This is a genomic window from Loktanella atrilutea (assembly GCF_900128995.1).
GTDB lineage: Bacteria > Pseudomonadota > Alphaproteobacteria > Rhodobacterales > Rhodobacteraceae > Loktanella > Loktanella atrilutea.
The window spans coordinates 154,128-175,440 of record NZ_FQUE01000004.1; the positions used below are offsets into that span (position 1 = coordinate 154,128).

A 21,313-nucleotide genomic window follows, 5' to 3' on the forward strand; every position below is an offset into this window, starting at 1 on the left:
GTCGCGGAAACGGGGTGGTCGGCAGGACGCGGTCGCGACTGTCAGACGCTAACAGGCTTGCCAAGTGACGACTTTTGCTTACGCTTGGTCAGGATACATCGCCAAGCCTGCTAAAAAGCGAAATCAATGGGCGATGATCTCTCTGGGAGGGGAACCATGACGACCAACAAGACATTCAACCGCCGATCGTTCCTGACGAAGTCCGCCGTCGCGGGGGGCGTCGCCACGGGCAGCATGCTGGCGGCACCCGCCGTCCTGGCGCAGTCGCCGCTTGTCGTGAAGATGCAGACATCGTGGAACGACGCCAACATCTGGCAGGACTTCGCCCGCGACTACGCCACCCGGGTCGAGGAGATGTCCGGCGGCCGCATGAAGATCGACGTGCTGCCCGCCGGCGCCGTCGTCGGCGCGTTCCAGGTGCTGGACGCGGTCAACGACGGCCTGATCGACGCGGCCCACTCGGTGCCCGTCTACTGGTACGGCAAGAACAAGGCCGCGTCCCTGTTCGGCACCGGCCCGGTCTTCGGCGGGTCCGCAACAACCATGCTGTCGTGGTTCTATGCCGGCGGCGGGCTGGAGCTCTATGACGAGCTGACGCAGGAGATCATGGGTCTCGACATCGTCGGTCGCCTCGGCTTCCCGATGTTCGCGCAGCCCTTCGGCTGGTTCAAGAACGAGGTCAACACCGTCGCCGACATGCAGGGGCTGAAGTACCGCACCGTCGGTCTGGCCGCCGACCTGATGGCCAAGATGGGCATGTCCGTGGCCCAGCTGCCGGGCGGAGAGATCGTGCCCGCGATGGAACGCGGCGTCATCGACGCCTTCGAGTTCAACAACCCGTCGTCGGACAAGGACTTCGGCGCGCAGGACGTGGCCAAGAACTACTACCTGTCGTCCTACCACCAGGCGTCCGAAAGCTTCGAGTTCCTGTTCTCGCGCACCTTCCTCGAGGATCTCGATCCCGACTTCCAGGCGATCCTGAAATACGGGGTAGAGGCGGCCTCGACCGCGAACACGGCCAAGGCGATGGACCGCTATTCCGCCGACCTGCAGTGGCTGCAGAACGACGCGGGCGTCACGATCCACCGGACGTCGAAGGAAATCCTCGACGCCCAGCTGCAGGCCTGGGACGAGCTGATTCCCGAACTGGAAGCCGATCCCTTCATGAAGAAGACACTCGACAGCCAGCGCGCCTGGGTCGAGCGGGTCTCGTATTACGAGCTCATGAACTCTCCCGACTACGGGCTGGCCTACGATCACTACTTCCCCGGCAAGGTGAAGCTGTAATCCGGCCCACTTGGCCCTTCCTGAACCTCGGCGCAGCCCGCGCCGGGGTTTTTCGACGATCTGCGGGGACATCATGATCGCATTCATTCGGTTCGCCGACAGCCTTTCCGCATGGTTCGGCAAGGCTTTCGCGTGGCTTATCATCGTCATGGCCGTCGGCACCGGCTACGAGGTCTTCGTGCGCTACGTGCTGAACGACCCCACCGCCTGGGCGCTGGACGTGTCGTTCATCATGTATGGCGCGCTCTTCATGATGGGCGGGGCCTATACCCTGTCCCGCGGCGGGCACGTGCGCGGCGACTTCCTCTACCGGCTGCTGCAGCCGCGCACGCAGGCGACGATCGACTTCGTGCTTTACATCGTCTTCTTCTTTCCCGGCGTGACCGCCCTGATCTTCGCCGGCTGGAAATACGCCGCCCGGTCGTGGAGCTATGGCGAGGTCTCGGCCGCGAGCCCGGCGGGCGTGCCGATCTACCAGTTCAAGACCATCATCGTGGCGGCGGGCCTGCTGCTTTTCGTGCAGGGCATCGCGCAGCTGATGCGCTGCATCATCGCCATGCGCACCAACGTCTGGATCGAGGCACCGGAAGACGTCTTCGAGACCGAGGACCTTCTGATGCGCGAAGCCAACAAGGCCGAGAAAGATCACCTGTCATGACCGACCCGCAAGTTGCCCTGATGATGCTGGGGCTGTTCATCGTCTTCGTCTTCCTCGGATTCCCGATCGCCTTCACTCTGATGGCGATGGGCATCGGGTTCGGCTACTTCGCCTATTACGACCCCAGCCGCATGTGGCGGTCGTTCGAGCGTCTGGACGACGCCGCCACCACCTGGGACAGCTGGTCGACGTGGTTCGAGGGGTTCCTGAACAACAGGATCTTCGACCTCTTCGTGAACCAGACCTTCACGGTGATGTCGAACGAGGTCCTGACCGCGGTGCCCCTGTTCCTGTTCATGGGATACATCGTCGAACGGTCGAACATCGTCGACCGGCTGTTCACCACCCTGAACATCGCGTCCAAGAACCTCCCCGGATCGATGGGCGTCGCCGCCCTGATCACCTGCGCGCTTTTCGCGACGGCGACGGGCATCGTGGGCGCGGTCGTCACGCTGATGGGGCTGCTGGCGCTGCCCGCGATGCTCAAGGCGCGCTACGATCCGTCCTTCGCGGCGGGCATCATCTGTGCGGGCGGCACGCTGGGCATCCTGATCCCGCCGTCGATCATGCTGATCGTCTATGCGGCGGCGACCAACGTGTCGATCGTCCGGCTTTACGCGGCGGCCCTGCTGCCGGGCCTGACGCTGGTGGGGCTCTATCTGATCTACATCGTCGGCCGGTCGATCCTGCAGCCGTCCTCTGCGCCGAAGCCTACGGACGACGAAGTGCCGGACATGCCCAGATTGCAACTGCTGTGGTTGATCATCACGTCCTTCGTGCCGCTGGCCTTCCTGATCTTCGCGGTGCTGGGATCGATCCTCTTCGGTCTGGCCACCCCGACAGAGGCGGCATCCATCGGTGCGCTGGGCGGCATCCTGCTGGCCTTCCTCTACCGCGCGATGACGTGGCAGCGGCTGCGCGAAAGCGTCTATCTGACCGTGCGGACGACGGCGATGGTCTGCTGGCTCTTCGTCGGCTCCTACACCTTCTCGGCCGTGTTCTCCTACCTTGGCGGGGAACAGGTCATCGGGGAATTCGTCTCCAGTCTGGACCTGACGCCGATCCAGTTCCTGATCATCGCGCAGCTGATCATCTTCCTGCTGGGCTGGCCGCTGGAATGGTCAGAGATCATCATCATCTTCGTGCCGATCTTCCTGCCGCTGCTCGAGGTCTTCGGGATCGACCCGCTGTTCTTCGGCATCCTCGTGGCGCTGAACCTGCAGACCAGCTTCCTCACCCCGCCGATGGCCATGTCGGCCTACTACCTTAAGGGCATCGCCCCGCCGGAACTGCGCCTGACGCAGATCTTCAAGGGGGTGATGCCGTTCCTGCTCTGCGTGATCATCAGCATGGTGCTGATGTATATCTTCCCGCAGGTCGTCTTCTATCTGCCGGATCTGTTCTATGGCCGCTGAACCGAAACGTGCCGAACGGCACATCGCAGCACCGGGCACGCTGCTGCTGCGCGACAGGCTGGCATCCGGCGCGCTGGACGCGCTGGCGCTGGTCGAAAGCTACATCGCCCGCATCGTGGAGAGGGAGCCGCAGGTCGGCGCCTGGGCGTGGTTCGATCCCGACTTCGCCCGCGCTCAGGCGCGGGCGCTGGATGCCCACCGGCGCGCCGGCCGCCCTCTGGGCCGCCTGCACGGGCTGCCCGTGGGGATCAAGGACATCATCGACACCGCCCGCATCCCGACAGAGAACGGCTGCCCCCTCGACGCCGGGCGGGTCCCGATCCGTGACGCCTGGATCGTCGCCCGGCTGAAGAAGGAAGGCGCGATCATCATGGGCAAGACCGTCACGACGGAACTTGCCTTCATGCATCCCGGCAAGACCGCGAACCCGCACAATCTGGCCCATTCCCCCGGCGGGTCGTCCCAGGGCTCTGCCGCCGCCGTCGCCGACGGCATGGTGCCGCTGGCGATCGGCACGCAGACCGGCGGGTCCGTGATCCGGCCCGCGTCCTTCTGCGGCGTGACCGGCTACAAGCCCACCTTCGGGGCCATCCCCCGCACCGGCATCCTGCCGCAGTCCCCGTCGCTGGACACGGTCGGCGTCTTCGCCAGCGACCCCGCCGGGGCCGCCCTTCTGGCAGAGGTGCTGTTCGGTCAGGACGACGGCGATCCGGCCACCCACACCGAACCCGCGCCGGCGCTTCTGACCGCCACCCGCACGCCGCCGCCGCTGCCCCCCGTCTTCGCCTTCGTCAAGCCGCCCGGCTGGGCCGATGCGGACCCCGCCCTGCACGCGGCCTTCGCCGAACTGGTGGCCGCCCTCGGCGATCAGGTCTTCGAGGTCAGCCTGCCGGACATCTTCGCCGAGGCCGCCGCGCAACGGCAACGGGTCAACATGGCAGAAATGGCCTATCACTATTACCGCTACTGGCGCGACGGCGCGGACCGGCTGGGCCCCGCAACCCGGGCCGGGATCGAGTCGGGCAACGCGACGGCCGCCCGCGACTACCTGTCGGCCCGCGACGTGCCCCGCGTCCTCAACGCCGCGCTGGAGGAGATCTTCAACCGCTGCGACGCGATCATCTGTCCCGCCGCCACCGGACCGGCGCCGCGGGGTCACGACACGACCGGCGATCCGATCTTCAACGGACTCTGGACGTTCTGCGGCACGCCCTGCCTCAGCCTGCCGCTGCTGATCGACGCCGGCGACATGCCGATGGGCGTGCAGCTGGTGGCCGCCCGTGGCAACGACACCCGCCTGCTGCGCACGGCCCAATGGCTGCATGACTGGGCGACCGGCGACGACACCATGACGCAGGAGACATCATGAACCGCATCCTCGCCCTCTTCGCTTTCGTCATCCTCGCGGGCTTCCTCGGCATTCTCGCCTACCGGGTGCCCAGCCCGGACCTGCTGGTGGTGCTGGGCCTGACCGTCCTGCTGGTGGCCTACGACTTCGCCACGTCAAGCGGCGACAACAAGGACTGATCCGCCCTGCGGCAGCGGGCGTCAAAGCCCGGCCGCGACCTCCTCCAGCTGGGTCGTGGCGGTGCCCCAGCCATCGAAGAATCCCATGTCCCTGTGCGCCGCGGCGCTGTCGGGCGTGGCGTGCATCACCGTGGCGGTATAGGTGCAGCCTTCGGCGCTGGGCGCGATCGCGATCTCTGCGGTAAAGGCGAAATCCATCGGGCCGTCGCCGATCCTGTTGGGGCGGTATCCCGGCCCTAGCGCATTCGTCCAGACCAGCCGCCGGTCCTTTTCGGCCACAAGGATGCAGCCCGCATCGCCCGCCATCGTGCCGTGATCCGGCACCACCATCACCGTGCGGAAGGTGCCGCCGGGGGTCGGGTCGATCTCGACCTCCGTGGTCTCGACCGGGCGCGGGGCGAACCATCGTTTGATCAGGTCCGGTTCGGTCCAGCAGCGCCAGACGGCGGCGGGGCTGGCTTTCAGCGTCCGCGTGAAGGTCAGTGTCGTGTCATCGCCCATCTTCGGTTCCTTTCTTCGCTTCGCTGTCCAGCGCCAGTGCCAGCTGGTCCAGGTGATCCAGCCGGGTTTCCCACAGCCGCCGCTGCCAGGCCAGCCAGCCTTGCGCCGTCACCAGTGGTGTCGCGTCGAGGTGGCACATCCGCACGCGCCCCTTCTTGATCGTCTGCACCAGTCCCGCCGTTTCCAGAACCTTCAGATGCTTCATGAAGGTCGGCAGGGCCATCGGGTGCGGCGCCGCCAGATCGCTGACCGATGCGGGACCGGCCGTCAGCCGTTCCACCACGGCCCGGCGGGTCGGGTCCGACAGGGCTGCAAAGAAGCGGTCGAGAGGCATGTTCATTTCGCGATGATGCACAAGGGCAAGGCCCGCGTCAAGATACTTAGCATTTCGGCTTAGCATTAACCGGCCCGTCAAGGAACTCCGCCGCGGGCCCTCGCGTTTGCCGCGGCAGCAATTAAATAAGGCGGAACATGCAATGACGACACTGGCTTTCCTTGGTCTGGGTGAAATGGGATCGCGGCTGGCCCGCAATCTGCTGGACGCCGGCACCGACCTCGTCGTCTGGAACCGCTCCGCCGACAGGATGCAGCCCCTGATCGACGCGGGCGCCCGCGCCGCCGATACGCCGCGACAGGCCGGGCAGATGGCCGATATCGTCCTGTCCATGGTCGCCGACGATGCGGCCTCGCAAGATGTCTGGCTGGGCGCTGACGGCGCGCTGGGCGGCATGTCCCCCGGCAAGACGGCGATCGAGATCTCGACCCTGACCCCCGGCTGGGTGCAGGACCTCGGGACGCAGATGCAGGCGCGCGGCGTCGATCTGATCGAGGCGCCGGTCTCCGGCACCCTGCCGCAGGCCGAAGCTGCGACGCTCGTCTTCTTCCTCGCCGGCGACGACAGGGCCATCGCCGCGACCGCACCGCACCTTGCGCCGCTGGGTCGCGCCTTCCCCCATGTCGGGCAGTGGGGCGACGGCGCCCGCGTCAAGCTCGCGACCAACGCGGTCCTCGGCATCAACGTCGCCATCTGGGCAGAGGTGCTGTCGATGCTCGACCGTTCGCCCACGGACACCGCGCGGGCGGTCGATGCCATCGCGCAGACCGGGGTCTGGGCGGGCAACTCCGGCTACCTGACCGGGGCGATGATGCAGGGCGATCACGCCCCCAAGTTTCCCGTCGCACTTCTCGACAAGGACATCCGCTATGCCCTCGGCGTCGCGGGGGACGACGCTCCGCTGCTGCGGCTGCTGCATGACCGCCTGCAGCGGGCGATCGACGCGGGCTACGGCGACGACAACATGACCGCGCTGCGCAAACTCCACGGCTGACGCCGGATCGCGGTGGCGCCCGGGCGGGGGCGGGTCTAGGATCGGCGGCATGTCAGATCCCCGATTCATCCACCTGCGCGTCCACACGGAATATTCCCTGCTGGAAGGCGCCGTTCCGGTCAAGAAGCTGCCCGCCATGGCAGAGGCGGCGGGCATGCCCGCCGTCGCCGTGACCGACACCAACAACATGTTCGCCGCCCTCGAATTCAGCGAATACGCGTCCAAGGCAGGCATCCAGCCAATCATCGGCTGCCAGATGTCGCTGGCCTACGTCACGCCCGAACCGGGCAAGCGCGCCCCCGATCCCGCCCCCATCGTCCTGCTGGCGCAATCCGAGGCGGGCTATCTGAACCTGATGAAGCTCAACTCCGCCGCCTACCTCGACAACGGCGGGCAGGCGCCGCAGATCGACTTCGACGACCTCAGCCACCACAACGCCGGCCTGATCTGCCTGACCGGCGGTCCCGACGGTCCCGTCGGCCGCCTGCTGCGGCAGGGCCAGCGCCCCCGGGCGGAACAGGTGCTCGACACCCTGCACAGCCTCTTCGGCGACCGGCTCTACGTCGAACTGCAGCGCCACCCCGACGGCGGCGGCCTGCCCGAGGCCGAGGCGCTGTCCGAACGCGGCCATATCGAGATGGCCTACGCCAAGGCCCTGCCCATCGTCGCCACCAACGACGTCTATTTCCCCAAGACGCAGCTCTACGAGGCGCATGACGCGCTTCTGTGCATCTCCGAAGGCGCCTACGTCGACCAGTCCGAACCGCGCCGCCGCCTGACGCCGCAGCACTACTTCAAGTCCGAACGCGAGATGGCGACGCTCTTCGCCGACCTGCCCGAGGCGCTCGAAAACACCATCGAGATCGCAAGGCGCTGCGCCTTCAAGGTCTACAAGCGCGCGCCGATCCTGCCGAAGTTCGCCGACGACGAGGTCGCCGAACTGCGCCGTCAGGCAGAGGAGGGGCTGCGCTTCCGCCTGTCGATCATCCCCCACGCCGTCCCGGTGGAGGACTACGAGAAGCGCCTCGCCTTCGAGCTCGACATCATCGAGGGCATGGGCTTTCCCGGCTACTTCCTGATCGTGGCCGACTTCATCAAGTGGGCCAAGGATCACGGCATCCCCGTCGGCCCCGGCCGCGGCTCCGGTGCCGGCAGTCTCGTGGCCTATGCGCTGCTCATCACCGACCTCGACCCCCTGCGCTATTCCCTGCTGTTCGAACGGTTCCTGAACCCCGAGCGGGTCTCCATGCCCGACTTCGACATCGACTTCTGCATGGACCGGCGCGAGGAGGTGATCCGCTACGTGCAAGAGAAGTATGGCCGCGACAAGGTCGGCCAGATCATCACCTTCGGCGCGCTGCTGTCCAAGGCCGCCGTGCGCGACGTGGGCCGCGTGCTGCAGATGCCCTACGGTCAGGTCGACCGCCTGTCCAAGATGATCCCGGTCGAGGGCGTGAAGCCCGTCAGCATCGAGAAGGCCCTTGCCGATGAACCCCGCCTGCGCGAAGAGGCGAAGGCCGAAGAGGTCGTCGACCGCCTGCTGACCTACGCCCAGCAGGTCGAGGGGCTTTTGCGCAACGCCTCCACCCACGCCGCAGGCGTGGTGATCGGCGACCGTCCCCTGGACGAGCTGGTGCCGCTCTATCAGGACCCCCGGTCGGACATGCCCGCGACCCAGTTCAACATGAAATGGGTCGAACAGGCCGGTCTGGTAAAGTTCGACTTCCTCGGCCTCAAGACGCTGACCGTGATCCAGAACGCCGTCGAACTGGTCCGCAAGACCGGCCGCCCCCTGAACGTCGCCGCCGACGGCACCGAACTCTACCAACCGCCCGAAGGCTTCGCCTACGACATCGGTGCGATCCCGCTGGACGACGAGGCGGCCTACAAGCTCTACGCCTCCGCCAAGACCGTCGCCGTGTTCCAGGTGGAATCCAGCGGCATGATGGACGCGCTCAAGCGCATGAAGCCGACCTGCATCGAGGATATCGTCGCCCTCGTGGCGCTCTACCGTCCCGGCCCGATGGAAAACATCCCGGTCTATTGCGAGGTCAAGAACGGCCAGCGCGAGATCGAATCCGTCCACCCCTCCATCGACCACCTGCTGGCAGAGACGCAGGGCATCATCGTCTATCAGGAACAGGTGATGCAGATCGCACAGGTCATGGCGGGCTACAGCCTCGGTGGCGCCGACCTGCTGCGCCGCGCCATGGGCAAGAAGATCGCCGAGGAGATGGCCAAGGAACGCCCCAAGTTCGAGAAGGGGGCGATGGCCAACGGCGTCGACAAGAAGAAGGCCTCCGAGGTCTTCGACCTGCTCGAGAAATTCGCCAACTACGGCTTCAACAAGTCCCACGCCGCAGCCTACGCCGTCGTGAGCTACCAGACCGCATGGCTCAAGGCGAACCATCCGGTCGAATTCATGGCCGGCGTGATGAACTGCGACATCCACCTGACCGACAAGCTGGGCATCTATTTCCAAGAGGTGAAGAAGGGCCTCGGCCTCGACTACATCCCGCCCTGCGTGAACCGGTCGATGGCGACCTTCGACGTGAAGGACGGCAAGCTGGTCTATGCACTGGGCGCGCTCAAGAACGTGGGCGTCGAGGCGATGAAACTCGTCGTCGAAGGCCGCGGCGAGAAGCCCTTCGTCAACCTCTTCGACGTCGCCCGCCGCGTGGACCTCAAGCGCGTCGGCAAGCGCCCGATGGAGATGCTGGCCCGCGCCGGCGCCTTCGACATCCTCGATCCCAACCGCCGCCGGGTCATGTCTTCGCTCGATGCGCTGGTCGCCTATTCCGCCGCGATCCACGATCAGAAGGCGTCCAATCAGGTCTCGCTCTTCGGCGAGGCAGGCGACGACCTGCCCGAACCGCGCCTTGCGGGGGGCGACGACTGGCTGCCGGCGGAACGGCTGGCAGAGGAATTCAAGGCTATCGGCTTCTACCTCTCCGGCCACCCCCTCGACGACTACATGGGCGCGCTGAAGCGCAAGAACGTCCTGACGCTGGACGAGGTCATGGCGAAGGCCGAGCGCGCCGCCTGCATCGTCAAGATGGCCGGCACCGTGTCGGGGCGGCAGGAACGCAAGTCCGCCCGCGGCAACCGGTTCGCCTTCGTGCAGCTGTCGGATCCGACCGGTCAGTACGAAGTCACCATGTTCTCCGACACGCTGGAAGTGGCGCGCGAACATCTGGAAACCGGCGCCCAGGTCGTGATCCAGGTCGAGGCGACGATGGAATCCGACCAGCTGAAGCTGCTGGGCCGGTCCGTCAGCCCGATCGACACGGCCGTGGTGGATGCGACCACCAACGGGCTGCGGGTCTTCCTCGACTGTCCCGACGCGATTCCGTCCGTCGCTTCGGTGCTGGAATCGGCGGTCCGCGACAAGGTCAAGGGCGCCCGCGGACCGATCTACTTCTGCCTGATGGACCCCTCCCTGCCGGGCGAGGTCGAACTCGACCTCGGGCAGGATTTCCCGGTCAATCCGCAGATCCGCGGCGCCCTGCGCAGCCTCGGCGGCGTGATCGAGGTGGAGGACGCCTGACCTTGACGCGGGGACTCGCCTTCGCGCCGGGCGGAGCTATCTCAGGCGGACACCTTGGGGGTCCGTTCATGTCGCGCCGTTTCACCAGTCTGATCCTCTGCCTCGCCATCGCGGGCTGCGCCGGCACGGGCGGCCTTGGCGGCGCGACGCCCATCGTGAACAGCGATGTCGACGCGGGGCAGGTGGCGCCGGGGGCGGGCCTGCCCTTCGGTCAGATCGACACGACCTGCGGCGTCACGGCCGCCAGCCTCGGCACGCCCGTCGTGACTGCAGCCGGCTACACGGTCTACGACAGCAACCCCAGCAGCACGGCCCAGCGGGCGCATTACATCGACGGCTTCACCGACGGCTGCCTGCGGCAGTTCACCGCCGCCCTCGTGCTGACCGGCGACGTGGCGACCCACGAAGGCGTGCGCTATCAGACCGGCAACAGGCGCCCCTATTCCGACACCGACCAGACCTACGAGGTCATCAAGGCCAGCTACTGCGGCGTCCCCTCCGGCCAGCCCTGCGGCGCGAAGCTGGACGCGCTGGGCCGCCGCACGGTCTTCGTCACGGCCTATCCGTCCTTCTCGGACAGCGACAACTGGGTTGAATACCTGCTGCACGAAGGCGTGGTCGCCGAAGCGGGCGACGAACGCTAGCCACCGGGCGGACTCCGATTTTTCTAGAAAAATCGGCGCGCCGAAGCGGCGCCCGCGCGGTGGTCGGGCGGCGGAGGGGGCACTGCCTGGCCGTTAATTGCAGATGGTCCTGGCCTTTCTTGATACGCCGCATGGACCTAATTGTCGTCAATTCCGCGGAATGATTCCGTCTGCTCTCAGCCGGTCGAACAGGTCGAAGAACGCCCGGTCCGTCGCGATGTAGCCGGTGAATCCCAAGGCGCGGCTCTTGCTCATGTCGGTCACGACCTCGATCGGGCGGCCGAGGTCGGCGTCCGTGTGCCAGGGCGAGGCGAGGCGCGTGAGGTCGCGTTCCGCCAGCCCGTGTTGCCGGGCGATGTCGGCCCAGACGGCAGCGTCGTCCTGCATCTGGTCCTCCAGCGGGTGTTCGGTGCCGTCGAAGTCCTCGACCTTGACCCCGAAGTAGTCGCCGATCCGGTGCCACATCCAGTTCCAGCGGAAAACGTCGCCGTTGACGATGTTGAAATCTTCGTTCCGCGCTTCGGGCGTGGTCGCAGCCCAGATCACCTGATCCGCCAACTGGCCTGCATCGGTCATGTCGGTCAGCGCGTCCCACTGGACCTGAGAGCCCGGAAAACGGAAGGGACGCCCGGTCGCCTTGCAAATCGTGGCGTAGACGGCCAGCGTCGTGCCCATGTTCATGGTATTGCCGACGGCCTTGCCGATCACCGTGTGGGGGCGGTGGATGCTGTAGCCGAAGCCGTCACGCTCGGCGGCGGCAAACACTTCATCCTCTTGCGCGTAGTAGAAGTTGGCGACGTCCAGACGGCCCTGATCCTCGCGGAACGGCGTCTTGGGTAGGGTCCCCTTGCCGTAGGCCTCGAACGGGCCGAGGTAGTGCTTCAGCCCGGTGACGAGGGCCACGTGTTCGACACTGCCGGCAGGGCGCAGGGCATCGAGCAGGTTGCGGACCATGGTGCCATTGACGCGGATGTTCTCGGCCTCTGTATCCTGTCGCAGCCATGTGGTCAGAAAGACGTGGGTAGGCGTCAGGCCGTCCAGCGCCTGCGCCAGCGACGCAGGGTCCAGCAAGTCGGTGGCGACGGGGGTGACGCCGGGCTGATCCTGCGGCGTGCGGGCGAGGCCATGGACGGTCCAGCCGTCGGCGGCCAGTTTCGCGGAAATTTCGCTGCCCTGGATGCCGGTTGCGCCGACGACGAGTGCGGTCCTGGTCATGTGATCTGTCCTTCGATTGGTTGAACCGCACCTAGCCAGTGCTGCGCGACTCCGCTAGACGGCACCGAAACGGAACGTAGGCACCAAAAGGAGACCACCATGCAGGACGACGACTGGCGCGAGGACTGCGCGCCCCGCCGCGTGATGGAGATCTTTGCAACGAAGTGGACCAGCATGATCCTGCACACGCTGCACGCCCGCCACCGGGGCGGGGCCCGCAGCGGGGCACTGCACCGCAGCCTGCCCGGGTTGTCCAAGAAGATGTTCGTGCAGACCCTGCGCGACATGGAAACCAGCGGCCTGATCGACAGGACGGTCGACAGCACCGTGCCGCCCGCCGTGACCTATGCTCTGACGCCACTCGGGCTACGGTTCGTCGGACTGGTGGACATGGTCTACGATTGGGGCCGGGACAACGCAGACGCGCTGGACGCCCTGCGGCCGCGCGAAGGTGCACGTCGCTCGCGCAATGGCATGGCAGCTGAACTGGGATAAGGTAAGTCGGTTTTTTGATGATTGGCACCGATGGCAAAGATTCCCGAGGCCTGTTTCGGAAGTGCAAATTGCATTATGACACAGAGCGATACCCAGTTGTGAGCGAAAGCGCCCTGACTAAATTTTTTAAATGTCACGTCACCGCGTTTTTGCCGACCGGAGATGCCACCATATTCGAATCATGAGGAGCGAGCTTCCGACGATTGTCGAGCGGCCTTGAATGCGTGAGCAGGGGGCGCTGCCCCCGGCTGCGCCTCCCCCGAGGTATTTTCGACGAGAAGAAGGACCTACCAGTGCGGCGGGCGCTGGTCGCCGAGCGGGATCGTGCCGCCGGCGTCGGCCTCGCGGGTGGCCTCGCGCTGCATCAGTATCTCGATCCGGCGGGTCGCAAGGTCGAGGGCGCGGTCCTGACGGGCGACGACATCGCTCAGGTCCTCGACCAGGCGGGTCAGGTGGGCGATCTGTTCTTCGAGGCGCATGATATCGGACATGGGACAAGGTCTAGCGCAGCCCTGCGGGGCGCGCCACAGTCCGTTGCGGCCTTGAGGGCGGTGAATATGAATAACCCGTTAATATTGCTCGCCTATTTTACATAATATGTACCACATGCGAAACATTTGGATTTTGCAATGTAAATCGGCGCGTCCTTGCCCCGCGGACGGGCGCGGGTTATGTCGCGCCCACGACCCGCCCCCGCAGCCAGAGGACCGTCATGGCCAAGGACAAGAAGACCCCGCGCCCCAAGGCCGAGACGCCCAAGGGCTTTCGCGACTACTTCGGCGCACAGGTGTCCCAGCGGACAGAGATGCTGCGCAATATCGCCGCGGTCTATCATCGCTATGGCTTTGATCCGCTGGAGACGAGCGGGGTCGAGACGGTCGAGGCGCTGGGCAAGTTCCTGCCCGACGTGGACCGCCCGAACGAGGGCGTCTTTGCCTGGGAAGAGGACGCTGACTGGCTGGCCTTGCGCTATGACCTGACCGCGCCGCTCGCCCGGGTCGCGGCGCAGTATCGCAACGATCTGCCTTCGCCCTACCGCCGCTACGCCATGGGCCCGGTCTGGCGCAACGAGAAGCCGGGGCCGGGGCGGTTCCGCCAGTTCTACCAATGCGATGCGGATACGGTGGGCGCGCCCTCGGTCGCCGCTGACGCCGAGATCTGCGCGATGCTGTCCGACACGCTGGAGGCGGTGGGGATCAAGCGCGGCGACTACGTGATCCGCGTCAACAACCGCAAGGTGCTGAACGGCGTGCTGGAGGTGGCGGGACTGTCGGGCGACGACAAGGAGGCCGAACGCGGCATCGTGCTGCGGGCCATCGACAAGCTGGACCGGCTTGGGGTGAACGGTGTGCGGGCGCTTCTGGGCGAGGGGCGCAAGGACGAGAGCGGGGATTTCACGAAGGGGGCGGGGCTCGACGCGGCTGCGGCCGACGTGGTGATGGGTTTCATGGATGCCGGGCGCGAGACCGGGGCGCAGACTGTCGCGCGGCTGTCTGACCTCGTTGCCGGATCATCCGTCGGGATGGAGGGCGTGCAGGAGTTGCAGACCATTGCCGACCTACTCTCTGCCCAAGGTTACGGCCCCGACCGCATCGTTATAGATCCTTCCGTGGTGCGCGGCCTCGGCTATTACACCGGTCCTGTGTTCGAGGCGGAGCTGACCTTCGAGGTCACCGACGAGAAGGGCAATCCGCGCAACTTCGGCTCTGTCGCCGGGGGCGGGCGGTATGACGATCTGGTCAAGCGGTTCACCGGGCAGGCGGTGCCGGCGACGGGTGTCTCGATCGGGGTCGACCGGCTGCTGGCGGCGCTGCACGCGACCGGGCGGCTGGACGCGACCGATCAAGGGCCGGTGGTCGTGACCGTCATGGACCGGGACCGGATGGCCGATTATCAGACCATGGTCGCCGACCTGCGCAACGCGGGCATCCGGGCAGAGGTCTATCTGGGCAACCCCAAGAACTTCGGCAACCAGCTGAAATACGCGGACAAGCGCAACTCTCCCGTCGCGGTGATCGCAGGGGGCGAGGAGTTCGACCGGGGCGTGGTGCAGATCAAGGACCTGATCCTTGGCAAGCAGCTTGCCGAAAACGCCACGCTGGAGGAATGGAAGGACCGCCCGAGTCAGATCGAGGTGCCCCGCGCGGAACTGGTGGACCATGTGTTGAGGATGGTGGCGGGACAGCAGGCGGACCCGGCGTGACCCTCGCGGCGCAACTGGCGGAGGCGGATCGCCTGCGCGACCTCTTTGCCGCGCGTGACGCGGTGATCGTGCAGACCGACGTGCTGCAACCGGCGGACACGCTGCTCGACCTTTACGGAGAGGACATCCGTGGCCGGTCCTACCTGACCAGCGATCCGGCGCGCGGAGAAATGGTGCTGCGCCCGGATTTCACCGTGCCGGTCGTGCAGATGCACATGCAAAGCCATGCGGACCCCGCGCGCTATACCTACGCCGGCAAGGTCTTTCGCAAGCAGGACAGCGATCCCGACCGGCTGAGCGAATTCGTGCAGGTCGGCTACGAGGTCTTTGACGGGGTCAATCCGGCGCTGGCGGATGCAGAGGTGTTTGCCGCGATCCGCGATGCGCTGGGCGACCTGCCGCTGCGGGCCGCGACGGGGGACATCGGCATTCTGATGGCTGCCGTCGCCGGCTTGCGCACCTCTGACGCGCGCAAGGCGGCGCTGGCGCGGCACATCTGGCGGCCGCGACGGTTCCGCGCCTTGCTTGACCGGTTCGGCGGGCGCAGCCCGGTGCCGCCCACGCGGGCGGCGCTGCTGGCGGCCAGCGATCCCTTTGCCCATGCCGGACCCGACATCGGCAAGCGCAGCCGGGCCGAGGTCGCGGACCGCATCGCGACGCTGCGCGACGATGCGGCCACCCCGCCGATCAGCGAGGAAGAGCTGGCGCTGCTGGACACGCTGACGGGGCTGCGCGAGACGTCGGACCATGTGCTGAGCCAGTTGCGCGACATCGCGGTCGACATGCCCGCCATCGGCCCCGCGGTGACGCGGCTGAGTGCGCGGCTTGATGCGCTGGAGGATCATGGCGTCGATATCGCGACGCTGGAGTTCGAGGGCAGCTACGGGCGCACGTCGCTGGAGTATTACGACGGCTTCGTCTTCGGCTTCTATGCCGCCGATCCGAACCTGCCGCCGGTGGCGACGGGCGGACGCTATGACGCGCTGACGGCACGATTGGGTGACGGAAATGCCGTGCCTGCGGTCGGTGGTGTCATCCGGCCCGATCTGGTGCTGACGGTGCGGGGGATGGCGTGATGCTGAAGCTGGGCGTGCCGTCCAAGGGGCGGCTGATGGAAAAGACGTTCCAGTGGTTCGGCAACCGCGGCGTGACCCTGCGCAAGTCCGGCAGCGAACGGGAATACGCCGGCGCCGTCGAGGGGATCGACGGCGTCGAGCTGGTGCTGCTGAGCGCGGGGGAAATCCCGCGCGAACTGGCGGCGGGGCGCATCCAGATGGGTGTGACCGGGTCCGATCTGGTGCGCGAGAAGCTGGTGAACTGGGAGAAGACGGTGCGCGAGGTGGCGCCGCTGGGCTTTGGCGGGGCGGACCTGATCATCGCCGTGCCGCAGGCCTGGGTCGATGTGGATACGCTCGACGATCTGGACGCGGCGGCGGCGGCGTTCCGGGCGCGGCACGGCCACCGGCTGCGGATCGCGACGAAGTATCACCGGCTGGTGCGCGATTTCCTGAAGCAGGCGGGTGTCGCCGATTACGCGCTGATCGACAGTCAGGGCGCGACCGAAGGCACGGTCAAGAACGAGACGGCGGAGGCGATCGCCGACATCACCTCGACCGGCGAGACCCTGCGCGCGAACGGTCTGAAGATCCTGAGCGACGGGATGATCCACGCGTCTCAGGCGACGCTGTTCCGCACCTCGCGCCGGGACTGGAGCACCGAGCAGCGCCGCACCTTCAAGGCGCTGGAGGCGCGGCTGGGCCTTTAGTCGCCGTTGCAGAAGCGGAACGACTGGGCCGCCCCGGCGCCGTCGTCGAAGGTGAAGGCGAGCGGTCCGTCGATGGTCACCGTGGCGGGCCATGTCGACGGCTGGCGGGAGTAGGTGTCGGTGCAGGTCTGGATGCCGCTGTAGGTCTGGCCGGTCCGCTCGGGCAGGTAGAGCCGGCAATCGCGCGTCGCGCTGCCGGAAATGCCTGCCCCGGTGAAGGTGCGCAGCGCCGCGTTCGGCGCATCGCCGCACGCCAGCGCCGGATCGACGTATGTGCCGGGAGGCAGTGGCAGGGGGATGTTCGGCAGCCCAACGTCCGGCGGGCCGAAGGCGGTGATGGCACGGAAGGCGGGGTCCATCACGGTGCCGGCGGCGTCGCGCTGCGGTGCGGTGCCGAATTCCGCGCCGACGATGGTGTCGCGGAACCCGTCGGGCAGGGTGCCCGCGTCGAACCATGTCGCACATTCGGGCGCGGTGCACAGCGCCTGACCGTCACCGGCGCCTTCGCGTTGCGCGGTGTAATCGACATAGCAGTTGTCGCCGCAGGTGACGCCTTGCAGGCGCACGGGTTTGAACCGGGCGGTGTCGTAGGCGCGGGCGTCCTCCTCCATGCTTGCGACGATGGTGTCATCGCCGGCGGGGCAGCGGGTGACGTCGGCGGCGATGCCGGGGCCGTTGATCGCCAGCGTATCGGGGCCGGTGGGGCGCAGGATCAGGTTCAGGGATGCGCCGCTGCCGGGGCGGGTCACGGCGGCGACCACGCGGTCCGCCGTGCCGTGGATGCCGGTCAGGGTAAAGGTCGTCGCGTTGCCCCGCAGGGTGTCGGGGCCGAAGGCCCATGACCCCTTCTGCGTGGCGCAGGTGCCGCCGTCGCCCTGCCAGACACCAGCGATCCGTGCGTCATAGGTTGCTCGGGCGGTGTCGGTCTGTGCCGTGGCGGGCAATGCGGCCGTCAGGGCGACGATGAAGAGGCGGACGGTCATGGCGGGTCCTTCCGATGGTGTTCCATCACTAACGCCACGGGGCGGGTCGTGGCACCCGGTCAACCTGACACGCAGCAGCTTTCTGCCGCGTTGCAGGGGCCGGACGACATCTGGCGGTTGACTTAGCCCGGAACGCATGCGGTTGTGTCCGGGTCGAACCTTCTTCCCTGCAGGAGCCGTGATGCGGACCTTGACCACCCTGATGCTTTGCGCGGCCTTGCTTGCGGGATGCGGCCACCGGGCGGCGCAGGTCAGCCGCGCGGCGCCGATCTCCTACCCGGCCTTTGCCGATGCCAAGCCGCACGACAACATCGGGCGCCAGCCGTCTTACTATCCGATCCACGGGGTCGACGTGTCGCGCTATCAGGGCACCATCGACTGGCGGCAGGCGCGGGCGGCGGGGATTTCATTCGCCTACATCAAGGCGACCGAGGGCGGCGATCTGGCCGATCCGATGTTCCATACCTACCGCACGGGTGCTGCGGCGGCGGGGGTGCGGCAGGGGGCCTATCACTTCTACTACTTCTGCCGTTCGGCGCGGGAGCAGGCGGCGTGGTTCATCCGCAACGTGCCGCGCGATCCCAACGCGCTGCCGCCGGTGCTGGATCTGGAATGGAACCACCAGTCGCGCAGCTGCAGCCGCCGCCCCTCTGGCGCAGAGGTGCGGGCAGAGGCCGTGGTGTTCCTCGACATGCTGGAACGGCACTATGGCCGGCGGCCGCTGGTCTATACGACGCCCGACTTCTATCACCAGACCGGGCTGGGGCAGTTGCCGCGGACGCAGTTCTGGCTGCGGTCGGTCGCCGCCCACCCGGCGGAACGCTATCCCGGCGAGGGCTGGTCGTTCTGGCAGTATACCGGGACCGGGATCGTGCCGGGGATCGCCCGGCCCGTGGACATCAACGCCTTTGCGGGCAGCCCGGCGCAATGGGCGAAATGGATCGAATGACGGGCGCGGCCCCCCGCGGGGCGCGCACCGGCTGAAGCCAGCGACGTGCCCGATCTTTCGGCAGGGCCTTGCGGAACACGGCGCTTCCGTGAAGTCAACCATTGCATCTTCGCGATACCATGGGTAGACTGCCGCATCCGGTTCGCAGCGAACCGCAATTCATCATACCCAGCCCGGAGACCCCTTATGAAAATGAGAACATTCCTTGCTTCGTCCGCCATCGCCATCGGGCTTGCGGCCTCGGCGCAGGCGGCCTCCGTGCCGGACGGCGTGACGCTGGCGGACGAGCAGACCTATACCTTCTGGCTGCTGGACGCGATCAAGTCGATGGACCCGCAGATCAACACCGACGTCGAGGGCTCCGACATCCTGCGCAACCTGTTCGAGGGGCTGTACAACGAGGACGGCGATGGCAACCTGACGCCGGGCGTGGCGCTGGATCACACCCTGTCCGACGACGGCCTGACCTATACCTTCAACCTGCGCGACGATGCGAAGTGGTCGAACGGAGAGCCGGTGACGGCGCAGGACTTCGTCTACAGCTGGCGCCGTCTGGCCGATCCCGCGACCGCGTCGGAATACGCCTGGTACATGGAACTGATGCAGGTCGAGAACGCGGCAGAGATCATCGCCGGCGAGAAGCCGATCGAAGAGCTGGGCGTGAAGGCGATCGACGACCACACGCTGGAGGTCAAGATCATCACGCCGCTGCCCTATTTCCCGCAGATGCTGGTGCACGGGTCGACCTTTCCGATCCTGCAGTCCGTGGTCGAGGAATACGGCGACAACTGGACGCAGGCCGGCAACCTCGTCGGCAACGGCGCCTACAACCTCACCGAACACCAGTTGGGCGAGCGGGTCGTCATGACCAAGAACGACACCTACTGGGACGCCGAGAACACGGTGATCGACACGCTGACCGCGCTGACGATCAACGACAACAATCAGGCCCTGACGCGCTATCTGGCGGGAGAGCTTGACCGGGTGCAGATCCCCGCGGGCCAGTATCCCCGCCTGAAGGAAGAGTATCCCGACCAGGCGATCTCTACCCCCTACAACTGTTCCTACATCTATATGCTGAACGTGGGCGACAAGGGACCGGAGGCGCTGAACGACAAGCGCGTGCGTCAGGCCATGGCCTATGCCATCGACCGCGACGTGATCGTGGACCGCATCCTGCAGGGCGGGCAGAAGCCGGCCTACAACTGGACCCATTGGGCCATCGCCGACTTCGAGCGGCCCCAGATCCCCTATGCGGACGAGATGGACCAGCCGCAGCGCATCGAGGCCGCCAAGAAGCTGATGGAGGAAGCCGGCTATGGCGCCGACAACCCGCTGACCCTGCGCCTGCAGTACAACACGTCCGACGATCACAAGAAGATCGCGATCGCGGCGTCGCAGATGCTGAAGGCCATCGGCGTGAATGCGGAACTCGACAACTACGAGTGGAAGATCCACACGGACCGGATGCAGAACCAGGACTTCGACATGGCGCGCTATGCCTGGTGCGGCGACTATAACGAGGCGTCGACCTACCTCGACCTGATGACCTCTTATTCCGGTCACAACAACGGCGAGTGGTTCAACGACCAGTACGACAAGATCATGAAGGACTCCAAGACCGCCGAGGATCCGCAGCCGCTCTATAAGGAGGCCGAGGCGCTGCTGGCCGAGGAGATGCCGATCATCCCGATCTATCACTACGCCAAGGTCGACATGATCAATCCCGCCATCAAGGGTCTGCCGCAGAACAACGTGCAGAACACCTGGTACGGCAAGGATCTGTACCGCGTCGCGACCGAAGAGTGACATTGCGGACGGGCCACCAATTCAGTAGGTGGCCCGTCTGACCCTGACCCTTTCCGAAAGACCGGGATTTGCTGTCCTACACATTGAAACGCATCGCAATCGCGATCCCGACGCTGCTTGTCCTGATCGTGGTGTCCTTCGTGCTGATGCACGCCGCCCCCGGCGGTCCCTTCACCGCAGAACGCCAGTTGCCGCCCGAAGTGCTGGCGAACCTGAACGCGAAATACGGGCTGGACCAGCCGCTGTGGCGGCAGATCGTCACCTACGTCTGGAACATCGTGTCCGCCTTCGATTTCGGGCCAAGCTTCGTCTACAAGGACCGCACGGTGAACCAGATCATCGCGCAGGGCTTTCCGATCACGCTGACCTATGGTCTGCTGTCATTCGCGGTGGCCGTCATCGCCGGCGTGAGCCTCGGCGTCGTCGCCGCGATCCGCCACAACTCTGCCGTCGATTATGCCGCCGTCGGCGTGTCGATCGGCGCGCAGGTGCTGCCCAATTTCGTCATGGCGCCGATCCTCGTGCTGGTCTTCACGCTCTGGCTGGGATGGCTGCCGGGCGGCGGCTGGCAGGGGCCGGAATACTGGATCATGCCGGTGATCGCGCTGTCGACATCCTTCATGGCCTCCATCGCGCGGATCACCCGGTCGAGCATGCTGGAGGTCCTGACCTCCAACCACATCCGCACCGCCCGCGCCAAGGGACTGCCGGAGCGTCGCGTGATCCTGCGCCATGCGCTGAAGCCCGCGATGCTGCCCGTGATCTCTTACCTCGGGCCGGCCTTCGTGGCGATGATCACCGGGTCGGTGGTCGTGGACATCTATTTTTCCACGGGCGGCATCGGCAAGGCCTTCGTGGATTCGGCGCTGAACCGCGATTACGCGGTGATGATGGGGGTCACGATCCTCGTCGGCGCGCTGACCATCGCCTTCAACCTCGTGGTCGACATCCTTTACGGATGGATCGACCCCAAGATCAGGTACTGAC

The 21,313-nt window shown here is 66.3% G+C and carries 20 protein-coding genes; 15 read left to right on the top strand and 5 right to left on the bottom strand.

Annotated features, from left to right (window positions below):
- The first annotated feature begins 156 nt into the window (after positions 1-156).
- The 5 genes from BUA54_RS10525 to BUA54_RS21240 all read left to right on the top strand — a co-directional run bounded on the left by BUA54_RS10525 (position 157) and on the right by BUA54_RS21240 (position 4,887).
- Positions 157-1,287 (top strand): TRAP transporter substrate-binding protein, encoded by a 1,131-nt coding sequence (locus BUA54_RS10525; protein ID WP_072857214.1) that lies wholly within the window; start codon positions 157-159, stop codon positions 1,285-1,287.
- Between the two features lie 73 nt (positions 1,288-1,360).
- Complete coding sequence (locus tag BUA54_RS10530) at positions 1,361-1,945, top strand: TRAP transporter small permease subunit (protein ID WP_072857215.1); 585 nt, start codon at positions 1,361-1,363, stop codon at positions 1,943-1,945.
- A complete protein-coding gene (locus tag BUA54_RS10535; protein ID WP_072857216.1) occupies positions 1,942-3,360 on the top strand; it encodes a TRAP transporter large permease in 1,419 nt (472 codons plus the stop codon). The genes BUA54_RS10530 and BUA54_RS10535 overlap by 4 nt, the downstream gene beginning before the upstream one ends.
- Positions 3,350-4,729 (top strand): amidase, encoded by a 1,380-nt coding sequence (locus BUA54_RS10540; RefSeq protein ID WP_072857217.1) that lies wholly within the window; start codon positions 3,350-3,352, stop codon positions 4,727-4,729. The genes BUA54_RS10535 and BUA54_RS10540 overlap by 11 nt, the downstream gene beginning before the upstream one ends.
- Positions 4,726-4,887 carry a hypothetical protein gene (locus BUA54_RS21240; protein WP_178352741.1) on the top strand — a complete coding sequence of 54 codons (162 nt, stop codon included), beginning with the start codon at positions 4,726-4,728 and terminating at the stop codon, positions 4,885-4,887. Before BUA54_RS10540 ends, BUA54_RS21240 begins: the two co-directional genes overlap by 4 nt.
- 21 nt (positions 4,888-4,908) lie before the next feature.
- Here BUA54_RS21240 and BUA54_RS10545 read toward each other — a convergent pair whose 3' ends face one another.
- Positions 4,909-5,388 (bottom strand): SRPBCC domain-containing protein, encoded by a 480-nt coding sequence (locus BUA54_RS10545; protein ID WP_072857218.1) that lies wholly within the window; start codon positions 5,386-5,388, stop codon positions 4,909-4,911.
- Positions 5,378-5,728 (bottom strand): ArsR/SmtB family transcription factor, encoded by a 351-nt coding sequence (locus BUA54_RS10550; protein WP_072857360.1) that lies wholly within the window; start codon positions 5,726-5,728, stop codon positions 5,378-5,380. Before BUA54_RS10550 ends, BUA54_RS10545 begins: the two co-directional genes overlap by 11 nt.
- Before the next feature lie 136 nt (positions 5,729-5,864).
- Here BUA54_RS10550 and BUA54_RS10555 point away from each other — a divergent pair, with 136 nt between their 5' ends.
- The 3 genes from BUA54_RS10555 to BUA54_RS10565 all read left to right on the top strand — a co-directional run bounded on the left by BUA54_RS10555 (position 5,865) and on the right by BUA54_RS10565 (position 10,907).
- Positions 5,865-6,716 (top strand): NAD(P)-dependent oxidoreductase, encoded by an 852-nt coding sequence (locus BUA54_RS10555; RefSeq protein WP_072857219.1) that lies wholly within the window; start codon positions 5,865-5,867, stop codon positions 6,714-6,716.
- Positions 6,717-6,765: 49 nt separating this feature from the next.
- The gene (gene dnaE, locus BUA54_RS10560) at positions 6,766-10,263 is read left to right on the top strand and encodes a DNA polymerase III subunit alpha (protein WP_072857220.1); all 3,498 of its coding nucleotides are present in this window, start codon (positions 6,766-6,768) and stop codon (positions 10,261-10,263) included.
- Between the two features lie 68 nt (positions 10,264-10,331).
- Positions 10,332-10,907: a hypothetical protein gene (locus BUA54_RS10565; RefSeq protein ID WP_072857221.1), complete on the top strand. Its 576-nt coding sequence runs from the start codon at positions 10,332-10,334 to the stop codon at positions 10,905-10,907.
- A gap of 147 nt (positions 10,908-11,054) precedes the next feature.
- On the opposite strand, the gene BUA54_RS10570 is transcribed toward BUA54_RS10565, so the two are convergent.
- Positions 11,055-12,122: an SDR family oxidoreductase gene (locus BUA54_RS10570; RefSeq protein WP_072857222.1), complete on the bottom strand. Its 1,068-nt coding sequence runs from the start codon at positions 12,120-12,122 to the stop codon at positions 11,055-11,057.
- Positions 12,123-12,221: 99 nt separating this feature from the next.
- Here BUA54_RS10570 and BUA54_RS10575 point away from each other — a divergent pair, with 99 nt between their 5' ends.
- Positions 12,222-12,617, top strand: coding sequence for a winged helix-turn-helix transcriptional regulator (locus BUA54_RS10575; RefSeq protein ID WP_072857223.1), 396 nt, complete (start codon positions 12,222-12,224; stop codon positions 12,615-12,617).
- A 287-nt stretch (positions 12,618-12,904) separates the two neighbouring features.
- Here BUA54_RS10575 and BUA54_RS10580 read toward each other — a convergent pair whose 3' ends face one another.
- Positions 12,905-13,108, bottom strand: a complete 204-nt coding sequence (locus tag BUA54_RS10580) for a SlyX family protein (protein ID WP_072857224.1) — start codon at positions 13,106-13,108, stop codon at positions 12,905-12,907.
- Positions 13,109-13,329: 221 nt separating this feature from the next.
- On the opposite strand from BUA54_RS10580, the gene hisS reads away from it, so the two are divergent.
- The 3 genes from hisS to hisG are packed head-to-tail and all read left to right on the top strand — an operon-like array spanning position 13,330 to position 16,585.
- The gene (gene hisS / locus BUA54_RS10585) at positions 13,330-14,820 is read left to right on the top strand and encodes a histidine--tRNA ligase (protein WP_072857225.1); all 1,491 of its coding nucleotides are present in this window, start codon (positions 13,330-13,332) and stop codon (positions 14,818-14,820) included.
- On the top strand, positions 14,817-15,896 hold the full coding sequence (locus BUA54_RS10590; RefSeq protein WP_072857226.1) for an ATP phosphoribosyltransferase regulatory subunit: 1,080 nt from the start codon (positions 14,817-14,819) through the stop codon (positions 15,894-15,896). The genes hisS and BUA54_RS10590 overlap by 4 nt, the downstream gene beginning before the upstream one ends.
- Complete coding sequence (gene hisG, locus BUA54_RS10595) at positions 15,893-16,585, top strand: ATP phosphoribosyltransferase (RefSeq protein WP_072857227.1); 693 nt, start codon at positions 15,893-15,895, stop codon at positions 16,583-16,585. Before BUA54_RS10590 ends, hisG begins: the two co-directional genes overlap by 4 nt.
- On the opposite strand, the gene BUA54_RS10600 is transcribed toward hisG, so the two are convergent.
- Complete coding sequence (locus BUA54_RS10600) at positions 16,582-17,568, bottom strand: hypothetical protein (protein WP_072857228.1); 987 nt, start codon at positions 17,566-17,568, stop codon at positions 16,582-16,584. The two genes, hisG and BUA54_RS10600, sit on opposite strands and share 4 nt — an antisense overlap.
- A gap of 181 nt (positions 17,569-17,749) precedes the next feature.
- On the opposite strand from BUA54_RS10600, the gene BUA54_RS10605 reads away from it, so the two are divergent.
- The 3 genes from BUA54_RS10605 (at position 17,750) to oppB (ending at position 21,312) form a co-directional block, all read left to right on the top strand.
- Entirely contained in the window at positions 17,750-18,517 is a 768-nt protein-coding gene (locus BUA54_RS10605) for a glycoside hydrolase family 25 protein (protein ID WP_072857229.1), read from the top strand.
- Between the two features lie 186 nt (positions 18,518-18,703).
- Positions 18,704-20,326 (top strand): peptide ABC transporter substrate-binding protein, encoded by a 1,623-nt coding sequence (locus BUA54_RS10610; protein WP_084114317.1) that lies wholly within the window; start codon positions 18,704-18,706, stop codon positions 20,324-20,326.
- Between the two features lie 68 nt (positions 20,327-20,394).
- Entirely contained in the window at positions 20,395-21,312 is a 918-nt protein-coding gene (gene oppB, locus BUA54_RS10615) for an oligopeptide ABC transporter permease OppB (protein WP_072857230.1), read from the top strand.
- Position 21,313 lies beyond the last annotated feature (1 nt).